We start from the raw sequence: 19,117 nt of genomic DNA, 5'->3' as shown, positions 1-19,117 counted from the left end.
TCAAATCTTACTGTAAATCGAACAACTGTTTTTTCCGTTTTTTTTGGCAACATACATAGCTTTGTCGGCATCATTCATAATATTTTCTATGTTGTGTTTTTCATCGGGAAAGATTTTAATGCCTATACTTGCACCAATGTGAATTTCATTTCCTTCAATGACAAATGTCCGAGAGAGGGCTTCTATGATAGAGTGGCATTTTTTCTGCGCATACTCTTTGGCGGCCTCTTTTGTCTCTGCTATATTTACTAAAATGATTGCAAACTCGTCACCGCTGATTCTTGCAAGAATATCTTCTTCTCTCAGGATGCTTCTCATTCTGTGTGAGACTTGAATGAGAAGTTCATCTCCGACATGGTGGCCATAGGTGTCATTGACCTGTTTGAAATTGTCCAAGTCTATAAATAAAAAAGCATGAATAAAACTATGTCTGATTGCCTTTGCATTCTCTTCATGGAGTCTTTGCAATAAAGCTTTTCTATTCATGAGTCCTGTGAGAAAATCATGATTTGCCTGATATTGAGCCTCTTCCTGTGCATTTCTTAAGTCTGAAATATCATAAAACTGTGCAATAAAATTAATAATTTCACCGTTTTTATCTTTAATAGCAGTAATGGAGAGTCTTTCAGGATAAATTTCACCGTTTTTACGTTTGTTGTAAATATCACCTTTCCATTGTCCGGATGAAAGGAGTTGATGCCACATGTTGGCATAAAATTCTTTACTGTGTTTGCCCGATTTTAGCAGCTTTGTGGTTTGTCCTATAATCTCATTTGCTTTATATCCTGTAATTCTGGTAAAAGATTTATTGACTTCAAGTACAACACCGTTTTTGTCAGTAATGACTATAGCCTCGTGTGAGTCGAATGTATGGGAAGCTATACGTATTTTTGCAAGAAGTTTGTCCTCTTTTCTGATAAGAGCGTTAATATAATAGAGGAGGAGAAAAAAAGAGATAAAAGAGAGAATCCAGAAGATAATTGTATATGTAAAAACCCGTTTTATATCTTTTTGTGTCTGCAGGGCATCTGTTACAATGGTATTGAGAATGTGGCTTGACACATTGTAAAGTTGTGTAATGTATTGTGAAGCAGTCTGAAACCATATTTTTGCATCTTCTTTGGATGAGAGTTTATCCTGAAAAAACATTGTTCTTAAGGCAGCTGTTTTTTGTACAGTCTCTTTTTGTATGAGTTGTTTGAAAATATTTTGTGTGTTTTTCGAAGCACATATGTAAAAAATAGTCTGGAGCTTTTTCTCTTTTTCCTGCAGGAGATGAATATAATGTATATACTTTTCATTTTTTTTGGGAGCGAGTATCTGGTTATAAACATACGCTCTTTCCTGTCCCACATACTCTTTAAGTTTTTGAAGTTCAATAAGGGCTTTGCCGTTATATGATTTTGATTCTAAATTATGCATCAGTGCAGTAATAGCCTGAAGCAGTTCTTTATTGAGGGTATTATAATATTGCATTTCATCCCAAAAGCTGATTTGTGTTTTAAGAACTTTTCTTCTCACTGCCGTAATAGAATGAAACTGCTTTTTAAGATACTGATATGCATTTGAAAAATGAATCAGATCCTGATAGGCACTGTCTGTATGCTTATACTGTTTTTCCAGATTTTTTCGGATTATTTCATCTTTTGAAACAAGGTACCCTGCACTCAGTCCTCTTTCAAGTTGTAAATTATGAATGAGTTTACTGAGAATTTTTGTTTGTTTTGCAGAGAATGCATAGGAAGTACTGTTCTTATACTTGATATAGTTTTCATTTACCAAAGAATAAGAAAAGTAAAGTAATGCAATGGCAGGAAGAGAAAAAATAAGGATAATTTTTATCTGCAAAGATTTTAAATTCATATTTAATGATATGCTGATATAGATTAAAAGATATCATTACATGTATTGAAAATGTTAAAAGTTAAAATCATGTTTCACATTGAAACACAATTTAATAATTAATAGCAACCTTGTATGTCGGATCATCTTCTTCATAACTGCAATGCGGTCCGGCTTTTTTCATGATTTTTTTACAGTCATCACTTAAGTGGCGCAAAAGAAGATTTTTGCCGGCATCTTCGTATTTTTTTACGAGAGAATCTATGGCTTCGACACCGGAGAAATCCAAAACTCTCGCATTTTTAAAATCAATGACAACTTTTGGCGGATCATTAGGAATGTCAAAATTATCCGAAAAAGTTGTAGCACTTGCAAAAAAGAGAGGGCCCTCAAGTTCATATACTTTTGTTCCGTCTGCCTCGGTATGTGTTTTTGCCCAGATGCGTGCATGCTTCCATGCAAATACAAGTGCAGAGATGATAACACCGGCTATGACTGCAACAGCCAAATCTTCTACAACTGTTATAATTGTCACAACGACCATTACAAAAACATCGGCACGAGGCATATGTTTGAGATGTGAGAAGCTCGACCACTCAAATGTTCCTATACTCACCATAAACATAATACCCACAAGAACACCGACTGGAATGGCATTTAAAACATCTGTTAAAGAGATGACCAAGATCAAAAGTCCGACGGCTGCCGTAAATGAGGAAAGCCGTCCGAGACCGCCTGATGTATAGTTGATGATACTCTGCCCGATCATTGCACATCCTGCCATGCCTCCAAAAAATCCACAGGCGATATTTCCGGTTCCCAAAGCGATACACTCCTGGTTTCCACTGCCTCTTGTCCCACTCATTTCATCTAAAACTGCAAGCGTCAAGAGTGATTCTATAAGACCGACAAGAGCCATAATAACAGCATAAGGAAGAACCATGACAATGGCATCCATACTAAAAAGCGTATCGGGAATAATGAGATGCGGCAGTTTCCCTTTAAACTCTGACAAATCGGCCAATGCTCCGACGGTGAGTGTGTCTAAATGAGTAAAATACACCACAAGTGTTAAAAGGACGATGGCAACAAGTCCTGAGGGAACAGCCTTTGTATATTTTGGCAAGAAGTACATTATAAACATGGTAATGGCTACGATAACATACATATTTAAACCCTGTCCCTCAAAGAATTTAAACTGTGCCATGGCAATAACGATTGCCAGACCGTTTACAAAACCATATAAGGCAGGTTGGGGAACAAGACGGATAAATTTTCCAAATTTCAGCACTCCTACAGCAACCTGGATAAGTCCTGCTATGATGGTTGCCAGCAAAACATAGTGGAGCATATGGAAGTAGAGTTCATCTCCGCTAAACCCCTGTGCTGTGAGTTTTAGGTTTGCTTCTATAACAAGCCCGACTATAACAACAGCGACGCTGCCGGTAGCTCCGCTGATCATTCCCGGTTTTCCACCGATAAGTGCAGTAATAACACCTAAGATAAAAGCAGTATAAAGTCCTACAATAGGACTGACACCTGCTATAAAGCTAAAAGCAATAGCTTCAGGTACCAGTGCCACTGCAACAACAAGACCTGATAAAATATCGTTTTTTATATTTGGAGAGGTGTATTTTCTTATATCAAACAAATTATGCCTTTAGTGAATCTAGTTGTGCTAAAACTTTTTCACGTTTGGCTTCTGCTTCTTTGAGTGCTTCACGATTCTTTGCCAAAACATCTGCCGGAGCATTCGCAACAAAGCGTTCATTGTTCAGCATCCCGCTCAGTTTGCCTATCTCTTTTTGGAGTTTTTCATCCTGTTTTGTCAGTTTGTTGATAATCGGCGTCAAATCAATAGAATCTGTCGGAATGAAAGTTTCGCAGCTGTCTGCGATGTCACTGACCGCATTTTCTATTTTTGTATCGGTAAATTCTACATCTTCCACTTTTGCAAGTTTTGCGATAAAAGACAACATCATTGCCTTTTCTTTTTCGCTCAGACCGTCAATTTTCACATAGGCTTTTTGAATTTTCTGATTTGCCAGATCAACCAAAACTTTTGCACGGCGAATGGAGACGATGGCATCCATAATGATGGCAAATGTTTTTTCTTCTTTGCGCTGTTTTGTTTTGTGAGGAAATTTCTTAATCATAATAGAATCAGCATTTTCCAAAGAAGTGCCGCTGAGTTCATGGTAGAGATGTTCTGTGATAAACGGCATAAACGGATGAAGGAGTTTCATGGCTTCTTTGAAAATTGCACCAAGTTCTATGATGGATGCTTTGTCTGCTTTACTCAGCTCAATACCCCAGTCACAAAATTCATTCCATAAGAAACGGTACATTGTCAGGGCGGCATCGTTAAACTTGTACTCATCAAGATAGGTACGAACCTCTTTTGTGGCAAAATTCAAACGGCTCATCATGTAACGACCAAGATCGGTCTCAACACAAAAACTCTCCATATCAGGAAAAGTATCACCATTCATCTGCAGGTATTTGCTTGCATTGTAGAGTTTGTTTGTAAAGTTACGGTTTTGTTCGAGTTTGTCAACACTCATTCGTATATCGCGTCCCTGAGCAGCAGAAATGGCAAGAGTAAAGCGTAATATATCAGCAGAGTATTTATTGACCATATCAAGAGGATCAATGACATTGCCTTTTGATTTGCTCATTTTCTGACCGTGTTCATCACGCACAAGAGCATGCAGATAGATGTGGTTAAACGGCAGTTCTCCTATAAAATGTTCGCCCATCATCATCATTCTTGCAACCCAGAAGAAAAGAATGTCAAAACCGGTAATAAGCAAAGAGTTTGGATAAAAATCTTTCATATCCTGTGATTGAAAAAGCTTGTCCATCTCGGTATCACCTTGACCCCAGCCAAGTGTAGAGAATGGCCACAAAGCAGAAGAAAACCATGTATCGAGTACATCAGGGTCTTGAGAGATGTTTTTTGAAGCACATTTTGGACACTCAGTCGGGTGTTCATTTTCTGTTGCCCATTCATGGTCACAATCCCCGCAGTAAAAAACAGGAATCTGGTGTCCCCACCAGAGTTGACGGCTTATACACCAGTCACGGAGTTCACCCATCCATGAATTATAAGAGTTTATCCAGTGCGGCGGGAAAAATTTTGCTTCACCTGCATTTGTTTTTTCTATGGATTTGTCAGCGACTTCTTTGCGAACAAACCATTGTTTTGATATGTATGGTTCTACAACGTTTTTACATCTGTAACAGTGTCCAACCTGATGTTTATGGTCTTCTATTTTAACGATATAACCCTCTTCCTGGAGTCTTTTTACAATAGGCTCTCGTGCTTCAAGGCGTTCCATGCCTTTGAACTCTCCGGCATAGTCATTTAAAATACCTTTTTCATCAAAAACCGTAATAAATTCCAAATCATGGCGTTTTCCGACTTCGTAGTCATTCTGGTCATGTGCAGGCGTGACTTTTACGACACCTGTTCCAAACTCCATATCGACATAAGCGTCTGCAATAATTTTAATCTTTCTATCAAGAAGGGGTAAAACAACTTCTTTTCCTATGATGTCTTTGTATCTTTCATCATCAGGATGTACCATGACGGCAGTATCTCCAAAATAGGTTTCAGGTCGTGTAGTCGCCACTTCAACACTGCCGCTGCCATCTGCAAAATGGTAAAGCATATGGTAAAACTTACCATCTTCTTCTTCGTGTTCTACTTCAATATCTGAGAGGGCCCCGTCATGTGTGCACCAGTTTACCATGTAGTTTCCGCGAACAATCAAACCTTCATTGTAGAGATGGACAAAAGCTTCTTTGACTGACTTTTGCAGACCTTCATCCATGGTAAAGCGCTCTCTCTCCCAGGCAGGACTTACGCCCATTTTACGAAGCTGTTCTGTCATTATGCCGGCAGATTCTTCTTTCCATGCCCAGACTTTTTCCAAAAATGCTTCGCGTCCTATCTCTTCTTTCGTGAGTCCCTGTTCTAAGAGTTGTTTTTCAACAACATTTTGTGTGGCAATTCCTGCATGGTCCGTTCCCGGCTGCCAAAGTGTTTTGTAGCCGTCCATGCGTTTGTAGCGGGTAATGATGTCTTGGAGTGTAAAGGTAAGAGCATGCCCGATATGCAGTCGTCCTGTTACATTTGGCGGTGGCATCATAATAGAGAAGTTTTTATTTTCTTCTTGTATGGCTTTGTTTCCGTCTGTTTCGAAGTATTTTCTTTCTTCCCAAATTTTATAATATTTGTTTTCGGTTTCTTGTGGATTGTATTTGTTGTCTGACATAGTGCGCGCCTTAAATTATCTAAATTAAAATTGCGCGATTATATCCAAAAAGAGGTGAGTATTTGCTTAGAAATTGCTATATGCCGGTTACTCTCTTTTTTATCTCTATCTTATCATTGTACATATTTTTATCAGCTACTTCTATAACCTGTGGCAGGAGATCATTTTTTTTAAATTTGGTTACACCAAATGAAAAACTGACACGAAAGGTGTCGTTGTGTGCTTTTAATTTTTTGCCAAGAACATTTTCTCTGATTGTATTTAAAAAAGAGCTTGCTTTTTCCTCGGAGACACTGTCGCCAAAGAGTATGATAAACTCATCACCTCCGTAGCGTATGACAGGAATTTTTAGTTTTTTCAGTTCATTTGTCAAAAATATTAAAACTTTATCACCGATAATGTGGCCATGTGTATCGTTCACCTGTTTAAAATAGTTCAGATCTATAATAGCAAGCGTTCCATTATGCACAAAAGTATTGCCAAGCGGGTCCAGGTGAGTATCATGAAGCCATTTTCTGTTATATGCGTGGGTCAGTTCATCTTTGTAAACAGATTCTTTGAGTTTTTCAATTTCTTGACGAAGATATTGCGTCTCTTGCAACACCTGATTGAGAATTTTTTCATCTTTGTTCTCAATAGCATGAATGGCCCTGTTTGTATTTTCACTTAAGGCCTGTACATTTTTGGATGTTTCATTTTGTAAAGTTGTAAATCGTGAACATTCAGTTTCTATAATCTTTCTTGAAAGGCTTTCCTCATCTTCTATTTCAAGATTGTTTTTCTTGGCAAAGTCTGAAAAAACTGAAGCATAAATAGTAGGTGTGACAACAGGAATCTGTGCGATAGAGTTTTTTGCCTCATTCGAAACAATCTCTAATATTTTTTTATTTTCTTCCATGGCTTGCCTTAAAACATTTAATTTAAATGATTTTAGCATATCCCAAATAAATTTAACAATAAATAAGTATAATCACACTCTTAAAATTTTTGCCCAAGGAGTTTGTTTATGCCGTTGTCCCGATTAAATGAAGAACAATATGCCGCTGCAACATCTCCTTACAGTAAAAATCTCATCATTGCCTCTGCCGGAACAGGAAAAACCTCGACAATAGTCGGCAGAATCGGACATCTTTTAAACAATGGCATTGCACCAAATGAAATTCTTCTGCTGACTTTTACAAACAAGGCGGCAGCAGAGATGGTGGCACGTGTTGCAGAGTATTTCGGCGGGGGTGTTGCCAAAAAAATTGATGCGGGAACGTTTCATGCGGTCAGTTACAGATGGCTGAAAAAAAGAGACAAACGAGTGGTGCTCAAACAGCAGAGAGAACTCAAAACACTCTTTCGCTCTGTCTTTGAAAAGCGCTCTTTTATGCATATAGAGGCTGAAGTACAGCCCTACGGCGGGAATTATCTGTACGATTTGTACTCTTTTTACCAAAATACGGAACTGCAAAATAATTTTGAAGACTGGCTTATAGAAAAATATCCCGAACATGAACTCTTTGCTCTGATATATGCCGATATAGTCGATGAATTTGAAGCACTGAAAAAAGAGTACGGTTTTTTAAATTTTAACGATTTGCTGTTGAACTTCAGAGAGATGTGCAAAAATGACGAACTGGGATATAAAGAGGTTTTGGTGGATGAGTACCAAGACACCAATGCCCTGCAGGGAACGCTTATAGATGCGATGAACCCGCCCTCGCTCTTTTGTGTGGGGGATTATGATCAGAGTATTTATGCTTTTAACGGTGCTGATATCGGGATTATAGGCTCCTTTACGACAAAATATCCTGATGCGGTTGTGCATACTCTGACAAAAAACTACCGCTCTTCTGTGCCTATTCTCTCTCTTGCAAACAAGGTGATTGAGCATAATGAGAGAATTTATCCGAAAAAACTGGAAGTGACACGTATATATGATGCGCAGGCGCCAAAACTTTTGGCATTTGATGAGCTGTTTGACCAGTATCATGCCATGGCTGCCATGATTTGTGATACGCAAACACCAAGAGAAGAAATAGCCGTGATTTTTCGTAATAACTCCTCGGCTGACGGTATAGAAGTTGGACTTCGTGAGCTTGATATTCCCTGCAAGCGAAAAGGAGGCACGAGTTTTTTTGATTCGCGCGAAATAAAAGCGATACTTGATTTATATACACTGCTTGTGAACGAGTCGGATATGATGGCTTTTATACATCTCTTTGAATTTGCACGGGGTATCGGAAGTGCTATGGCAAAAGAGCTCTATATTGCACTCAAAGCTTTAGGGCAGGGGAGTATTTTTTACGGACTCTATGCGCCTGATGAGGGGATGAAAAATCCTTTTGAAAAGCGCAAACTCAACCATCAGCTCGGTCTTTTTGATGATTTTTTGGAACTCGGTGCTGTCGGAAAATATGCAAAACTCGGATTTGAAGCAAAATTTATGAAAAATCCGGTACTCAAACATCCAAAACTGACGAAAGAGAGCGCGACTTTTTTGCATAATTTTTATCTGTTGTTTCGCGATTTAAAAGGTATTAAACAGCCAAAAACAGTCGTGAAAAAAATTGCAAATTCATCGCTTTACATGTATATATCCGATGTACTTGCAACTAAAAGAGCGACACTCAAAGACGGTTCTGTTGATGAGAAACAAAAAACGGAAGCACTGAGCAGAATACAGAGAAAAACTCTGCTCTTAGAAGAGCTCTCAAAACCTTACTCTGAGCATGAACGTTTTTTAAATGCGATGATTTTGGGTTCATCCGACTTGACGCAGGGAGAGGGGGTTAATCTCTTGAGTGTGCATGCAAGCAAAGGGCTTGAATACAAAGAAGTGTATGTGATAGATTTGATGGACGGGCGTTTTCCAAACAGAAAACTGATGCAGAGGGGCGGGAGTCTTGATGAAGAGCGACGGCTTTTTTATGTGGCAGTCACACGGGCAAAAGACATACTCTATTTGAGTTATGCCAAATACGACAAGATTAAAAAACAGAACTTTGTGCCAAGCCAGTTTTTGTATGAAGCCGGAATGGTTGTTAAAGATGAAGCTTACAGGAAAATGGTAATGCAGGAAGAAAAAGAGGAAGAGTAGTTTTTCGAATCTGTACTTTTAATTCTAAACAGTCGGCACTAAAGTACCGATTCCATGCAATATGCAGTTTGTTCGGAACCCATCCTTTAGGGTGGGCTGAGAGTGGCAGGAAAGCAACAGCAGTCGGCACTACAGTACCGATTCCGTGCAATATGCAGTTTGTTCGGAACCCATCCTTTAGGGTGGGCTGAGAGTGGCAGGAAAGCAACAGCAGTCGGCACTAAAGTACCGATTCCGTGGAATATGCAGTTTGTTAGGAACCCATCCTTTAGGGTGGGCTGAGAGTGGCTGGAAAGCAACAGTAATCGGCACTACAGTACCGATTCCGGACACAATGCCATATTAGCTTTCATTGCGTAACTTTCTGGTTTCTAAAAAGAAACTGTGTCCAAGATATATCACATAAAAAACAGATGCAAAAAATATAACGAAAGGGATGAGTGAGAGCAGATAAAGTCCCAATGTTTTGAGTCTGAGTGTATTGGCATGAAAAAACCTGATTTTCATCGCTTCTTCTTTGGTGCATATTGCCGAAGAGACATCATAGATCATCATTTTATGAAAGAAGTAATACAGCGGAAAATTGAATGCTATGATGTTTACAACGGGTATAAAATACAGGGGAATAAATACAAAAAACAGGACAATCATAACAAACATCCATTTCAGTGTTAAAAATATGCCTTCTGCTGCATTGGAATAGCCTATCATTGCTACATCCTGATAGTGCCTGTAGTGAATTTCTTTCAAAATAGCATGGGTTAAAAAGCCGATAACAAGCAGTGCTACAAATATAGAAGCATACAATGTCATGAATCCGCCTATGGTATAGATAAGAAAAGTGGCTATCCAGGAAGTCAGTGCACTGCTCATTAAAAATTTCATGATGCCCGTACCTGCGAGTGTGGCCTGAAAGCTTTCTGTGTGAGGTATGCCGTTTTGGATCGTCGTTTGTGTGCTTTGTATCTCCATGGTTGTGAGCTGGTCAACACCAAAACCGGCAACGATAAAAAAGAGAATATACAAAATTAGCATACTGATGACAAAAGGCATGATGGAATACATCAGCATTTTTTTTGTAAAAAGGTCTTTGATACTCAGAGCAAGGATGTTTGTCTCATTCTCCATTTATATATTTTCCTCAATGATTTGAAATGCTTTTTGTGTATCGTCTTCACTCATTTTTCCTGATTTGTAAAAGAGAACTTTGCCGTCTTTTGAAAAAATGACGATATTTGAAGCATCATCCGCTATATTCCACTCTTTTACCAGAGTTTTGTCTTTGTCCTTTACATAGATCGTTTTTGGAAATTCTTTTTGTTTGCCTTTGAGGATGGCTTCGATTGCGAAGTTTGGTTTCCATGTTGCCGCCATATTGACAATGGCAATACTGCCAAACGCTCCTTTTTCTCTGTAGTGTTTTTTCTTCAGTGCCTGAGAAAAATCTTCATTAACATCTTTTTCATCAGGATCAACATAAAACATGACAAATACTTTATTTTTAAGCATATTTGAGTTCCATGCGCCTCCTGTTACCAGTCCTCCTTTTTCACCCTCTATTGTTACATTTTTTGGTGCTTCCCCGATTGTAAGCGCATACAAATTGAGGGTGGTTAAAAGTGCTGCCAGTGTTAGTTTTATTTTCATCGTTTACTCCATAGTTTTTGGTTGAGTTGTAACTCCCCGACAATTCCCAGTGCCAAATGCAGGGTTTGTATATATTGCATTGCTATTTTATACTTTAAAAGTGAATGAAATACAGACGGTTCAAAAAGATCTTTATTATACTCTATTGCCATATAAATATTGCCTCCCAAAAAAGAGACATAGAAAGGGTGTTTTGATTTTTTTTTCAAATGCAGAAGTTTGCTCATAAGTGTATGTGTCAAAATATAGCGTGCTTCAATTTGGTCGTTTGAATAGACAACAAACTCTTTTTCAAAGGCAACATTGTCCATTTTTACAAGTCCGCTGCGGCTCATATTGTTTGCCTGCAGCCAGTTGCCGATAAGCGTGCCAAATGTATTTTGGGCACTGTCGGGAAGAATGACGGTTTGGGATGCAAAATGTTTGTTAAATTCGCAAACAATAAAAAGACCTTGAAATATTGTGCTCCAGCTTGTTCTGCCTTTTGAATCTTTATGTTTTTTTTGGGCATGAATATCTGAGAGTTCTATTTTTATTCCATCAATTGCTCCTCGAATATAGTCATTGCCGCTGAATTTGTCAGGCCGTGCGGTAAAAATCTTTGAACGGGTGAAACTCTCTTGTGCAATATGCGCATTTGGCAGATAAGTGAGATTTTTATCGATCTCTTGAATTAAGGGCTCAATTATGAGGCTTTTAAACTGGGCGGTATAATCTTTGATGAGGTATTTGTATATGCCTCCGCCCACAGCGAGGTACACAACTGCTGCAAAAATCCAGGCTTCAATGTTTTGGATGTTTTTTAAAAGTGCAAAGGCAAAAAGCAGGATAATAACAGTATATACAATACCGATATTTATAATCTTTTTTTTAAGTTTTTCTCTTTTATTTTCAAGTTCCTGCAAAACAGGGTAGAGTGTTTTATAGTAAAAATCTGTTAACTCACTGATATTTTTCATATCTTAAGAAAACAGCTCTTTGACATTGACATTTTTTCTCTCGTCTTCACTGATGACAAAAACATCTTTTTTCTTGTAGCCCATCATATTTGCCATGATATTTGTAGGAATCTGCTCAAGTGCATTGTTGTAATCCGTAACGGCTTGATTGTAAGCACGGCGGGCTGCCGAGATCTGTGCCTCTACTTCATTGAGCGAATGTTGCAGATGCAGAATGTTTTCATTTGCTTTGAGCTCAGGATAGTTCTCAACCGCAATCATAATTGAGCCAAGAGCAGCACTCATTTTTTTGTCCAAATCTATTTTCTCTTTGTTGCTCAGATTTGTTTTGTTTGCCTGGGCACGGAGTTTTGTTATATCTTCAAGGATTGATTTTTCATGCTGCATATACTTACTGACACCGGCAACAAGATTTGGTATGAGATCATAGCGTTTTTTCAAAAGCGTATCCACCGAAGCAAAAATATTTTCAACCTGATTTTTCTTTGCAACAAGCGAGTTGTACATAAGAATGAGAACTATGGCAAGCACTATGAGAATTATAAGCGGTGTGGACATACAAGCAACCTTTTTTAATATAAGTATATTTTATCTGTTTATATTTTAATCTGCACTTATGGCGTTGGCCGCCGCATAGGCACTTGCCCAGGCAAAAGCAAAGTTGTATCCGCCGCGTTTGCCGACGACATCGAGACACTCTCCTATAAAGTAGAGATTTTTCTGTTTTTTTGATTCAAATGTTTTGTTGTCTATTTCTAAAGTATTTATGCCCCCGCCGCTGACTTCTGCGTGCCGAAATCCATGCGTGTCTGTTACTTCAAATCGCCAGTTGAGCATCAGGTTTGCTATTTTTTTGGAGAGTTTTGTATCTATATTTTTGCTCTCAGGGTTGAGATGCAGGTCCTGCAAAATACCGTTTGCTATTTTTAAGGGAACTAAGCCGACCAATACATCCAAAAAAGTAAACGCAGGCATGTTTTTCTTTACATGTAAGAGATGGGCAGAGAGTTTTTGTGCTGTAAATTCAGGAAGCAGGTTGATGGAAATATCTACAGCCCCGTACTCCAAGAGTGCTTGTGAGGCATGCTGGGAGATATCCAAAATAGCAAAACCGGAAACACCGTAATTTGTAAAAAGCACATCCCCTTTTACTGTTGTCTCTTTTTGATGGTTAATCAGCAGAGTCACTTCGGCATTGAGTTTGGCTCCGCTCATTTTTTTCGCAGTATTTGATGCTAAATGCAGCTGTACCAAAGAGGGATAGGCTTCAATGACAGTGTGCCCAAAGGCTTTGGCAAACTCCTCGGCATCGGCATTGCCGCCCAAATGAGAAGCAGCACGCGAACCGCTGGCAACGACAACACTGTCATAACTGTTTGTCAGTTTTTTTATATCGGTAATTTTATGCTCTGTATGAAAAGTCACACCGAGATTTTGGGCATATTCTATAAAAATTTTGGCAACACTTTTGGCTTCATTGCTCAGCGGATAGGCTCTTCCGTCATCCGTTACATGTAAGAGCAGTCCGATTGATGCGGCAAATTTTTCAAACTCTTTAAAACCGAAGTTCCTGATGGCATACTCTGCAAAGTTTGGATTTTGAGAAAAAAAATCGTTTACATGTAAATTTTTGTTTGTAATATTGCAGCGTCCGTTTCCAGAGACGAGAATTTTTTTTGCCGGTTTGGTATTTTGTTCGTAGAGCGTTACATGTAAACCTGCTTTTGCACAGAATATGGCACACAAAAGCCCGCTTGCACCGCCTCCGATGATTGCAACTGATTTTGCCATTACAGATGTACTACCTTTGCTCCAAATCCACCCATATGCTGTGGGGCATCCTCAAATTTTTTCACTCGCGGGTGGCGTTTTAAAAACTCTTTGACCGCATAAGAGAGTTTTCCTGTGCCTATGCCGTGATAGACTATGACTTCGTCCCAGCCGTTGATAAGCGCGTCGCTTAAAAATTTGTCTAAGACTTCACAGGCCTCTTCGGCTCTTAAACCGTGCAAGTCACACTTAAGCCCCGCTTTTTTCTCTACATGCACATTGAAGTTTGTTGTCGGTTTCTGTTTAATGATTTGTGTAGGTTTGAGATGTTTTGTTTTGACGCGAACCCGCATACCGTCCACTTCTATGGTCGCCTCGTTTTTGCCTTTCATGGAGACTATCGTCCCTTTTTGGGAATGGTATTTGACTTTGTCTCCGACTTTAAACTCTATATTTCTTTTGTCCTCTTTTTGTGTCTGTTTTGGCAGTTTTTTGTTTGCTTTGTTCATTGCACGGTGAATCTCTTTGACATCGCCTGCTTTTGCCGCATTTTTGGCTTCGTTTATGGCAACATCATAAGAGTGCTTGAGTGCTGCTTTTTCTTTTTCAAGTTCACGCAAAAGCTGTTCTTTTTGTTCTTTGAGGGCATGCTCTTTTTTATGAATTTCATCCAGTTTTTCATCGACTTTTTGATGTTTTTGCCTGAGTTCGCGTTCAAGCTGTGAACCGCGCTCGATCAAGAGTGAAAGTTTTTCCGAGTTGTCGCCATAGACTTTTTTTGCCTCATTGACAATGGTATTTGAGATGCCGTAACGGCTTGCTGTCTCAAATGCGTAACTTTTCCCGATGATGCCCTGCATAAATTCATAAGTCGGTTTTCTCTGCTCTTCATCATAAATGGCAGCCATCAGTTCCACATCATCACGATCCGCCATCAGTGCAGCAAGGCGTTTGTGGTGGGTGGTTACAACCACTTTTTGTCCGCGTTTGATTAAATCATCGAGAATGACCTTAAAAAGCGCCGCCGCTTCATCGGAGTCTGTTCCGAGTTCTATCTCATCGACTCCGATGAGTGCTGATTTGTACTCAAATATACGGGAAAACTGCTGCATTCTCCCGGCAAAAGTCGAGATGTCGTTTTTGACATTTTGCGGATCATCTATAATGGCCTGTATCGCTTTAAAATTGCCTATATGTGACTTTGTCTCATTAAGTTTCATAGGAATAATATACTTTGCCATAAAAGAAGCTGCCAATATGGACTTCAAAAGCATGGTTTTTCCGCCGGCATTGACACCCGTAATCATCAAAATATTTTTGGAAAAGTCAACATTGATAGGTTTTGCATTATGCAAAGCAGGATGAATAAAACTGTTGAGCACTATTTTTGTATCTTTTTTGCTTTTGACGAGTTGCAGGTTTTTGCTTTTTGCAAAGAGTACCCGTGCCTGATAGTTGTCAAATTTGGTAAACTCTTTGTCTATAAAGTTGATAAAAGGCTGCAGTTCATAGAGTTTTTTTGAAAACTCTTTGGCATATTCGTAAAATATTGCTTCACGTTCTTGCTCTATAAAACGAATCTGCTCTTTTGATTTAAGTACGCTGTCGGGTGCAACATAAAAAAATCCACCGGTACTTCTGCCAAGTATGGCACCTTTAAGGACATGATTAAATCCGCCACGCACAAGCAGACACTCTTCATTGTTTACAAAGTGAACCTGTGTATCGACAAGGTAACCGGCGAGTTTTGAACTTGACATCATTCTTTTGAGTGCGCCTGAGATGTTGCTTTTGTGCTCTTGTATGCGTTTACTGAGCGTAAAAAGGTTTTCATCCAGATTTTCTTCAAATTTTCCGTCATTTGTGAAATATTTTTCTATTTCCAAAAACTGTTCCGGGATGATGAATTTTTCCATCCATTCTCCGATTAGGCCCTCAAGTTCTCTGTTTTTAAAATAACGAAAATAGCGCACAATTTTGACAATCTCAAAAATCTGTTCAAAATTTAAGACACCGTGTTTTTTGAGATGTCCTTTGATTTCAAAAAAATCACTTACTTTAGGCGGGGCTTTAAACTCCAGCTTATCCAACTCTTTGATGTAACGAAAATGCAGTTCCTGATCACCTTCAATGTACAAAGAGTGTTCACGGGAAAAAAAACTTTTAAACTGTTCTATATGTTCAACTAAGTCAAGTTGGTGGATGAGGGTATCGACTCGGGAACTTTTAGCAGTTTTATTCACAACTGTCTGCACTTATCATCTCTGCATAGTGGGGTGTGTTCTTTTTGCCTATGAAGGTATAGGTGCCTGTACTGAGGGAGTATATGTCTGCATTGACATCGACGCCGTTACATGTAATCGTTTTTCCCTGTTTGTATTTTATTATTGTCTTGAGCATTTTGTCTCTTTGTGCCTGATTATATTTGTTGTAGGTAATGGCACCGAGTATGATAAAGAGCAATACAGCTCCGATAAGAAGTTTTTGCAATTTGTCAAGCTCTGTAAAGTAATGCAGGGCTGCAAACAGCAGGGTAACTATAATTAAGCCATATATATATGCCATTACAGTGTGCCTCTGATTTGATAGGTAATATCACCTGCACCAAAACCGATGATGAGACCTTTATCAAGTGTTTCCAAGTCTTTATTGTCTTTTATAACTTTTATAGTATTGTTACTGCGGGATATTTTGTCCGCTAGAGTAAGGTTGTAATGTTTGAAATTTTCTTGAAAATCAATATCGCGCGGTGCTTCTCCCGCTGCCCATACAGGGAGGATGATAAGCTCGGCCGCTCCGTCGAAACATTTGATGAATTCCTCCAGATTGTCAATGGTTCTGGAGTATTTGTGCGGCTGCCAGATGGCTGTAATTTTGTCAAAACCTTTGAGCATGGCATACTCTTTGACCGATTCAAAAGTGGCTTTGATCTCTGTAGGATGATGCCCGTAATCATCTATGATGACACTGTCGTGCTCAAATCCGACAATATCAAAACGTTTTTTAATACCTTTGAAGTTTAAAATATTTTTGCGTATATCTTCTATGGACATGGATTCATGCGCCGCAAGTATCGCGAGGGCTGCATCAATGGCAATATGCTTGCCAAATCCCCAAACATCAAAACTCCCAAAATCACGGAAGGTAAAACGGGTATGGGGCTGATTGTTTATGAGTACGAACTCTATGTTTTGTATTTCTTTGCTGGGATAAAGCCACTTGGCTTCAACTTCATTGACCAGTGTTGCCAAAAACGGGTCTTCGGCATTTAAAACTTTGAGTGGTGCAAGATTTATGAAAGTTTTGTAAGAGTCGTAAAATCTTTCATAATTATAGTCATAATACTCCATATGCTCAGGCTCGGCATTGATGACGATGGCACAGTGCGGGTTAGAGTTTATAAAGCTTCCGTCACTCTCATCAGCTTCAAAGATCATAACATCATTTGTTGCATCGTAACGGACGTTTGAGCCAAACTCTTTGGATTCTGCACCGATAATGGCAGAGCCGCTCATAATAGCTGAGAGAATTGCTGTCGTTGTGCTCTTTCCATGCGCTCCGGCAACAGAGTAGACTTTTTTGTCCTGCAGAATTTTAGGCAGTGCTTCACGGCGGGCAAGCACTTCTATACCTTTTTCTTTGGCTGCAATAATTTCGGGATTGTCAGGACGGATAATCGCAGAGTGTACTACCAGGTCGTGATTCGTAACAGCATCTGCAGAGTGGGGTATGGTTACATGTAAACCAAGAGCGCGCAGTTTTTTGGTAATAACAGTCTCCTTGATGTCAGAACCGCTGACTTCATGCCCTTTGTAATGCATATACTGTGCAAGTCCTGAGATACCGATGCCGCCGATGCCGATGAAGTGTATTTTCATGCTTTTGTGCCTTTGTCTTTCATTGTGTCGAGCAATTTTTGTGCCTCTTGCTGAAACTCGCTTATGTAAAAAGTTCCCGCTCTTTGTGTCGCTTCCAAATCTGCAACTCTGTCAAGGAAGTCATCAAAAGAAATTTTTTCCTCTGCTGCTATCCAGTGCAGTTTTAAAGCATTTGAAAATTTTTCGTCATTGCTAAGCCCGCTGAGTACCTCAAAGAGGGCAGCAGCATCATTTGCCTTACCGGCGGAGTAGTGCTCTATCGCATATTCATACAAAGCACGCAGGGTTGCAAAATCCTGCACTTCGTTCATATCCATGGCTCTGTGGGCTTCGAGTGTTTCGGTAAGCTTTTCCAGCGCCAAATCAAGAATATTTGCATAAAAACCTTGCAGTGTTTCTTCATCGAAACTGTCATGTGCCTGCTGTTCCAAAACATAAAGTGCTGCTATGTCACCGCTTTGCTGGGCTTTGAGGATTTTTTCTTTTAACTCTTTATCTTTGCTCATTTAAACATTCCTTAATTCTTACAAGTGCATCTTTTGTTTTTTGGGGATTCTCAACCAGTGCAATACGAATGAACCCTTTGCCCGGGTTGTCGTCTTTTGCATCTTCTCGGGCAAGATATTCGCCCGGAAGTACTTTTACATTGTAGTTTTTGTATAATCTTTTAGTAAATTCAAGCGCATCACCGACATGTATCCAGAGGTAAAATGTAGCATCAGGAATTTTTGTTCCCAATATCTCCTGGGCTATACGAAAGTTTTCCTGATAGACAGCTCTTGCTTTGGCAACATGTTCTTCATCACTCCAAGCCGCTGCTGCCGCATATTGCAAAGGCAGGGGTGAGGCACAGCCTATGTAGGTTCTGTACTTCATATACTCTCCCAGTATTGTGGCGTCACCGGCAATAAAACCGGAGCGAAGACCAGGTGCAGAAGAACGCTTGGAAATGGAGTTAATCACTAAAATATTTTTAAATGTATCATTGTTTACATGTAACGCGGCTTCTAGGAGTGAAGGCATCGGTCTGTTTGTATATATTTCGCTGTAACATTCATCATTGAGCAAAACGAAATCATGTTTGAGCGCGAGTTTGACCCACTCGCCTAGTTCGTCAAGAGTGAGCGTTGCCGTAGTAGGATTGTTTGGAAAGTTAAGTATAACCAGATCACACTTTGCCAGCTCTTCTTCGTTGATTTCTGGTTTAAAGCTGTTTTTTTCACTCAAATTCAAATGTATCACTTTTGCTCGTGTCGCTGTTGCTGCACCTTCGTATATTTGGTAAAAAGGATTTGTGTAGGCAATAACGGGATTTTTCTTGTCAAAAAGCAAAAACTGCGGGAAGTTAAAAAGAACTTCACGCGTGCCGAATGTGGGAATGATTTGTGCATCGTTCAGCGTGACACCAAAGCGTTTGCCTATAAAATCTCTTTGCGCTTCTCTTAAAATCGTCTCACCGCTGGTCTTTGGATATTTTTTTAAAAGTGCAGTATTGTCAGTTAATGTTTTTTGTATAAAATCAGGTGTTTCAAACTGTGGTTCGCCGATTGTTAAAACAGATGGATAGTAGCCTTTGTTTGGTTGTATATTTTGCAGTAAATTAGTTAGTTTTTCAAATGGATAGGGTTCAAAATTCATAGTTTTCATCGCTTTATT

15 protein-coding genes are annotated in these 19,117 nt (G+C 39.3%); 1 reads left to right on the top strand and 14 read right to left on the bottom strand.

Translation table 11 applies throughout. The annotated features are described in order from the left end of the window. The 4 genes from MNY28_RS03475 to MNY28_RS03460 all read right to left on the bottom strand — a co-directional run bounded on the left by MNY28_RS03475 (position 1) and on the right by MNY28_RS03460 (position 7,020). Positions 1-1,863, bottom strand: coding sequence for a diguanylate cyclase (locus tag MNY28_RS03475; RefSeq protein WP_346388922.1), 1,863 nt, complete (start codon positions 1,861-1,863; stop codon positions 1-3). Positions 1,864-1,954: 91 nt separating this feature from the next. Beyond that, the gene (locus tag MNY28_RS03470) at positions 1,955-3,493 is read right to left on the bottom strand and encodes a SulP family inorganic anion transporter (protein ID WP_346388921.1); all 1,539 of its coding nucleotides are present in this window, start codon (positions 3,491-3,493) and stop codon (positions 1,955-1,957) included. A gap of 1 nt (position 3,494) precedes the next feature. After that, positions 3,495-6,122, bottom strand: coding sequence for a valine--tRNA ligase (locus tag MNY28_RS03465; protein ID WP_346388920.1), 2,628 nt, complete (start codon positions 6,120-6,122; stop codon positions 3,495-3,497). 76 nt (positions 6,123-6,198) lie between these two features. Beyond that, positions 6,199-7,020, bottom strand: a complete 822-nt coding sequence (locus MNY28_RS03460; RefSeq protein ID WP_151900068.1) for a GGDEF domain-containing protein — start codon at positions 7,018-7,020, stop codon at positions 6,199-6,201. A 108-nt stretch (positions 7,021-7,128) separates the two neighbouring features. Here MNY28_RS03460 and MNY28_RS03455 point away from each other — a divergent pair, with 108 nt between their 5' ends. After that, complete coding sequence (locus MNY28_RS03455; protein ID WP_346388919.1) at positions 7,129-9,207, top strand: ATP-dependent helicase; 2,079 nt, start codon at positions 7,129-7,131, stop codon at positions 9,205-9,207. Between the two features lie 342 nt (positions 9,208-9,549). Here the strand turns inward: MNY28_RS03455 and MNY28_RS03450 are convergent, their stop codons facing one another. The 10 genes from MNY28_RS03450 to MNY28_RS03405 are packed head-to-tail and all read right to left on the bottom strand — an operon-like array spanning position 9,550 to position 19,099. Then, positions 9,550-10,335, bottom strand: a complete 786-nt coding sequence (locus tag MNY28_RS03450) for an EI24 domain-containing protein (RefSeq protein ID WP_346388918.1) — start codon at positions 10,333-10,335, stop codon at positions 9,550-9,552. Next, complete coding sequence (locus tag MNY28_RS03445; protein ID WP_346388917.1) at positions 10,336-10,854, bottom strand: YtfJ family protein; 519 nt, start codon at positions 10,852-10,854, stop codon at positions 10,336-10,338. It lies immediately after the preceding gene. After that, positions 10,851-11,813 (bottom strand): DUF3137 domain-containing protein, encoded by a 963-nt coding sequence (locus MNY28_RS03440; RefSeq protein ID WP_346388916.1) that lies wholly within the window; start codon positions 11,811-11,813, stop codon positions 10,851-10,853. The genes MNY28_RS03445 and MNY28_RS03440 overlap by 4 nt, the downstream gene beginning before the upstream one ends. Positions 11,814-11,816: 3 nt before the next feature. Continuing rightward, a complete protein-coding gene (locus tag MNY28_RS03435; RefSeq protein WP_346388915.1) occupies positions 11,817-12,371 on the bottom strand; it encodes a LemA family protein in 555 nt (184 codons plus the stop codon). Positions 12,372-12,416: 45 nt separating this feature from the next. Continuing rightward, positions 12,417-13,604 carry an NAD(P)/FAD-dependent oxidoreductase gene (locus MNY28_RS03430; protein WP_346388914.1) on the bottom strand — a complete coding sequence of 396 codons (1,188 nt, stop codon included), beginning with the start codon at positions 13,602-13,604 and terminating at the stop codon, positions 12,417-12,419. Continuing rightward, entirely contained in the window at positions 13,604-15,826 is a 2,223-nt protein-coding gene (locus MNY28_RS03425) for an endonuclease MutS2 (protein ID WP_346388913.1), read from the bottom strand. The genes MNY28_RS03430 and MNY28_RS03425 overlap by 1 nt, the downstream gene beginning before the upstream one ends. After that, positions 15,819-16,148 carry a hypothetical protein gene (locus tag MNY28_RS03420; RefSeq protein ID WP_151900074.1) on the bottom strand — a complete coding sequence of 110 codons (330 nt, stop codon included), beginning with the start codon at positions 16,146-16,148 and terminating at the stop codon, positions 15,819-15,821. Before MNY28_RS03420 ends, MNY28_RS03425 begins: the two co-directional genes overlap by 8 nt. After that, the gene (murC, locus tag MNY28_RS03415) at positions 16,148-17,461 is read right to left on the bottom strand and encodes a UDP-N-acetylmuramate--L-alanine ligase (RefSeq protein WP_151900075.1); all 1,314 of its coding nucleotides are present in this window, start codon (positions 17,459-17,461) and stop codon (positions 16,148-16,150) included. The genes MNY28_RS03420 and murC overlap by 1 nt, the downstream gene beginning before the upstream one ends. Then, positions 17,458-17,967 carry a hypothetical protein gene (locus MNY28_RS03410; RefSeq protein WP_151900076.1) on the bottom strand — a complete coding sequence of 170 codons (510 nt, stop codon included), beginning with the start codon at positions 17,965-17,967 and terminating at the stop codon, positions 17,458-17,460. Before MNY28_RS03410 ends, murC begins: the two co-directional genes overlap by 4 nt. Beyond that, on the bottom strand, positions 17,954-19,099 hold the full coding sequence (locus tag MNY28_RS03405; protein WP_346388912.1) for a succinyldiaminopimelate transaminase: 1,146 nt from the start codon (positions 19,097-19,099) through the stop codon (positions 17,954-17,956). The genes MNY28_RS03410 and MNY28_RS03405 overlap by 14 nt, the downstream gene beginning before the upstream one ends. Positions 19,100-19,117: the final 18 nt, after the last annotated feature.

This window comes from Sulfurimonas sp. NWX367 (assembly GCF_039667065.1).
In the GTDB taxonomy this organism is placed as follows: Bacteria; Campylobacterota; Campylobacteria; order Campylobacterales; family Sulfurimonadaceae; genus Sulfurimonas; species Sulfurimonas hydrogeniphila.
This window is presented reverse-complemented; position numbering and strand designations above follow the sequence as displayed.

Excerpts from the sequence above, each read along its gene's own strand:
- MNY28_RS03430 (WP_346388914.1), bottom strand. The coding sequence starts at position 13,604 with ATGGCAAAATCAGTTGCAATCATCGGAGGCGGTGCAAGCGGGCTTTTG.
- MNY28_RS03455 (WP_346388919.1), top strand. The coding sequence starts at position 7,129 with ATGCCGTTGTCCCGATTAAATGAAGAACAATATGCCGCTGCAACATCT.
- MNY28_RS03445 (WP_346388917.1), bottom strand. The coding sequence starts at position 10,854 with ATGAAAATAAAACTAACACTGGCAGCACTTTTAACCACCCTCAATTTG.
- MNY28_RS03440 (WP_346388916.1), bottom strand. The coding sequence starts at position 11,813 with ATGAAAAATATCAGTGAGTTAACAGATTTTTACTATAAAACACTCTAC.
- MNY28_RS03450 (WP_346388918.1), bottom strand. The coding sequence starts at position 10,335 with ATGGAGAATGAGACAAACATCCTTGCTCTGAGTATCAAAGACCTTTTT.
- MNY28_RS03475 (WP_346388922.1), bottom strand. The coding sequence starts at position 1,863 with ATGAATTTAAAATCTTTGCAGATAAAAATTATCCTTATTTTTTCTCTT.
- MNY28_RS03410 (WP_151900076.1), bottom strand. The coding sequence starts at position 17,967 with ATGAGCAAAGATAAAGAGTTAAAAGAAAAAATCCTCAAAGCCCAGCAA.
- MNY28_RS03435 (WP_346388915.1), bottom strand. The coding sequence starts at position 12,371 with ATGTCCACACCGCTTATAATTCTCATAGTGCTTGCCATAGTTCTCATT.
- MNY28_RS03420 (WP_151900074.1), bottom strand. The coding sequence starts at position 16,148 with ATGGCATATATATATGGCTTAATTATAGTTACCCTGCTGTTTGCAGCC.
- MNY28_RS03465 (WP_346388920.1), bottom strand. The coding sequence starts at position 6,122 with ATGTCAGACAACAAATACAATCCACAAGAAACCGAAAACAAATATTAT.
- murC (WP_151900075.1), bottom strand. The coding sequence starts at position 17,461 with ATGAAAATACACTTCATCGGCATCGGCGGCATCGGTATCTCAGGACTT.
- MNY28_RS03405 (WP_346388912.1), bottom strand. The coding sequence starts at position 19,099 with ATGAATTTTGAACCCTATCCATTTGAAAAACTAACTAATTTACTGCAA.
- MNY28_RS03460 (WP_151900068.1), bottom strand. The coding sequence starts at position 7,020 with ATGGAAGAAAATAAAAAAATATTAGAGATTGTTTCGAATGAGGCAAAA.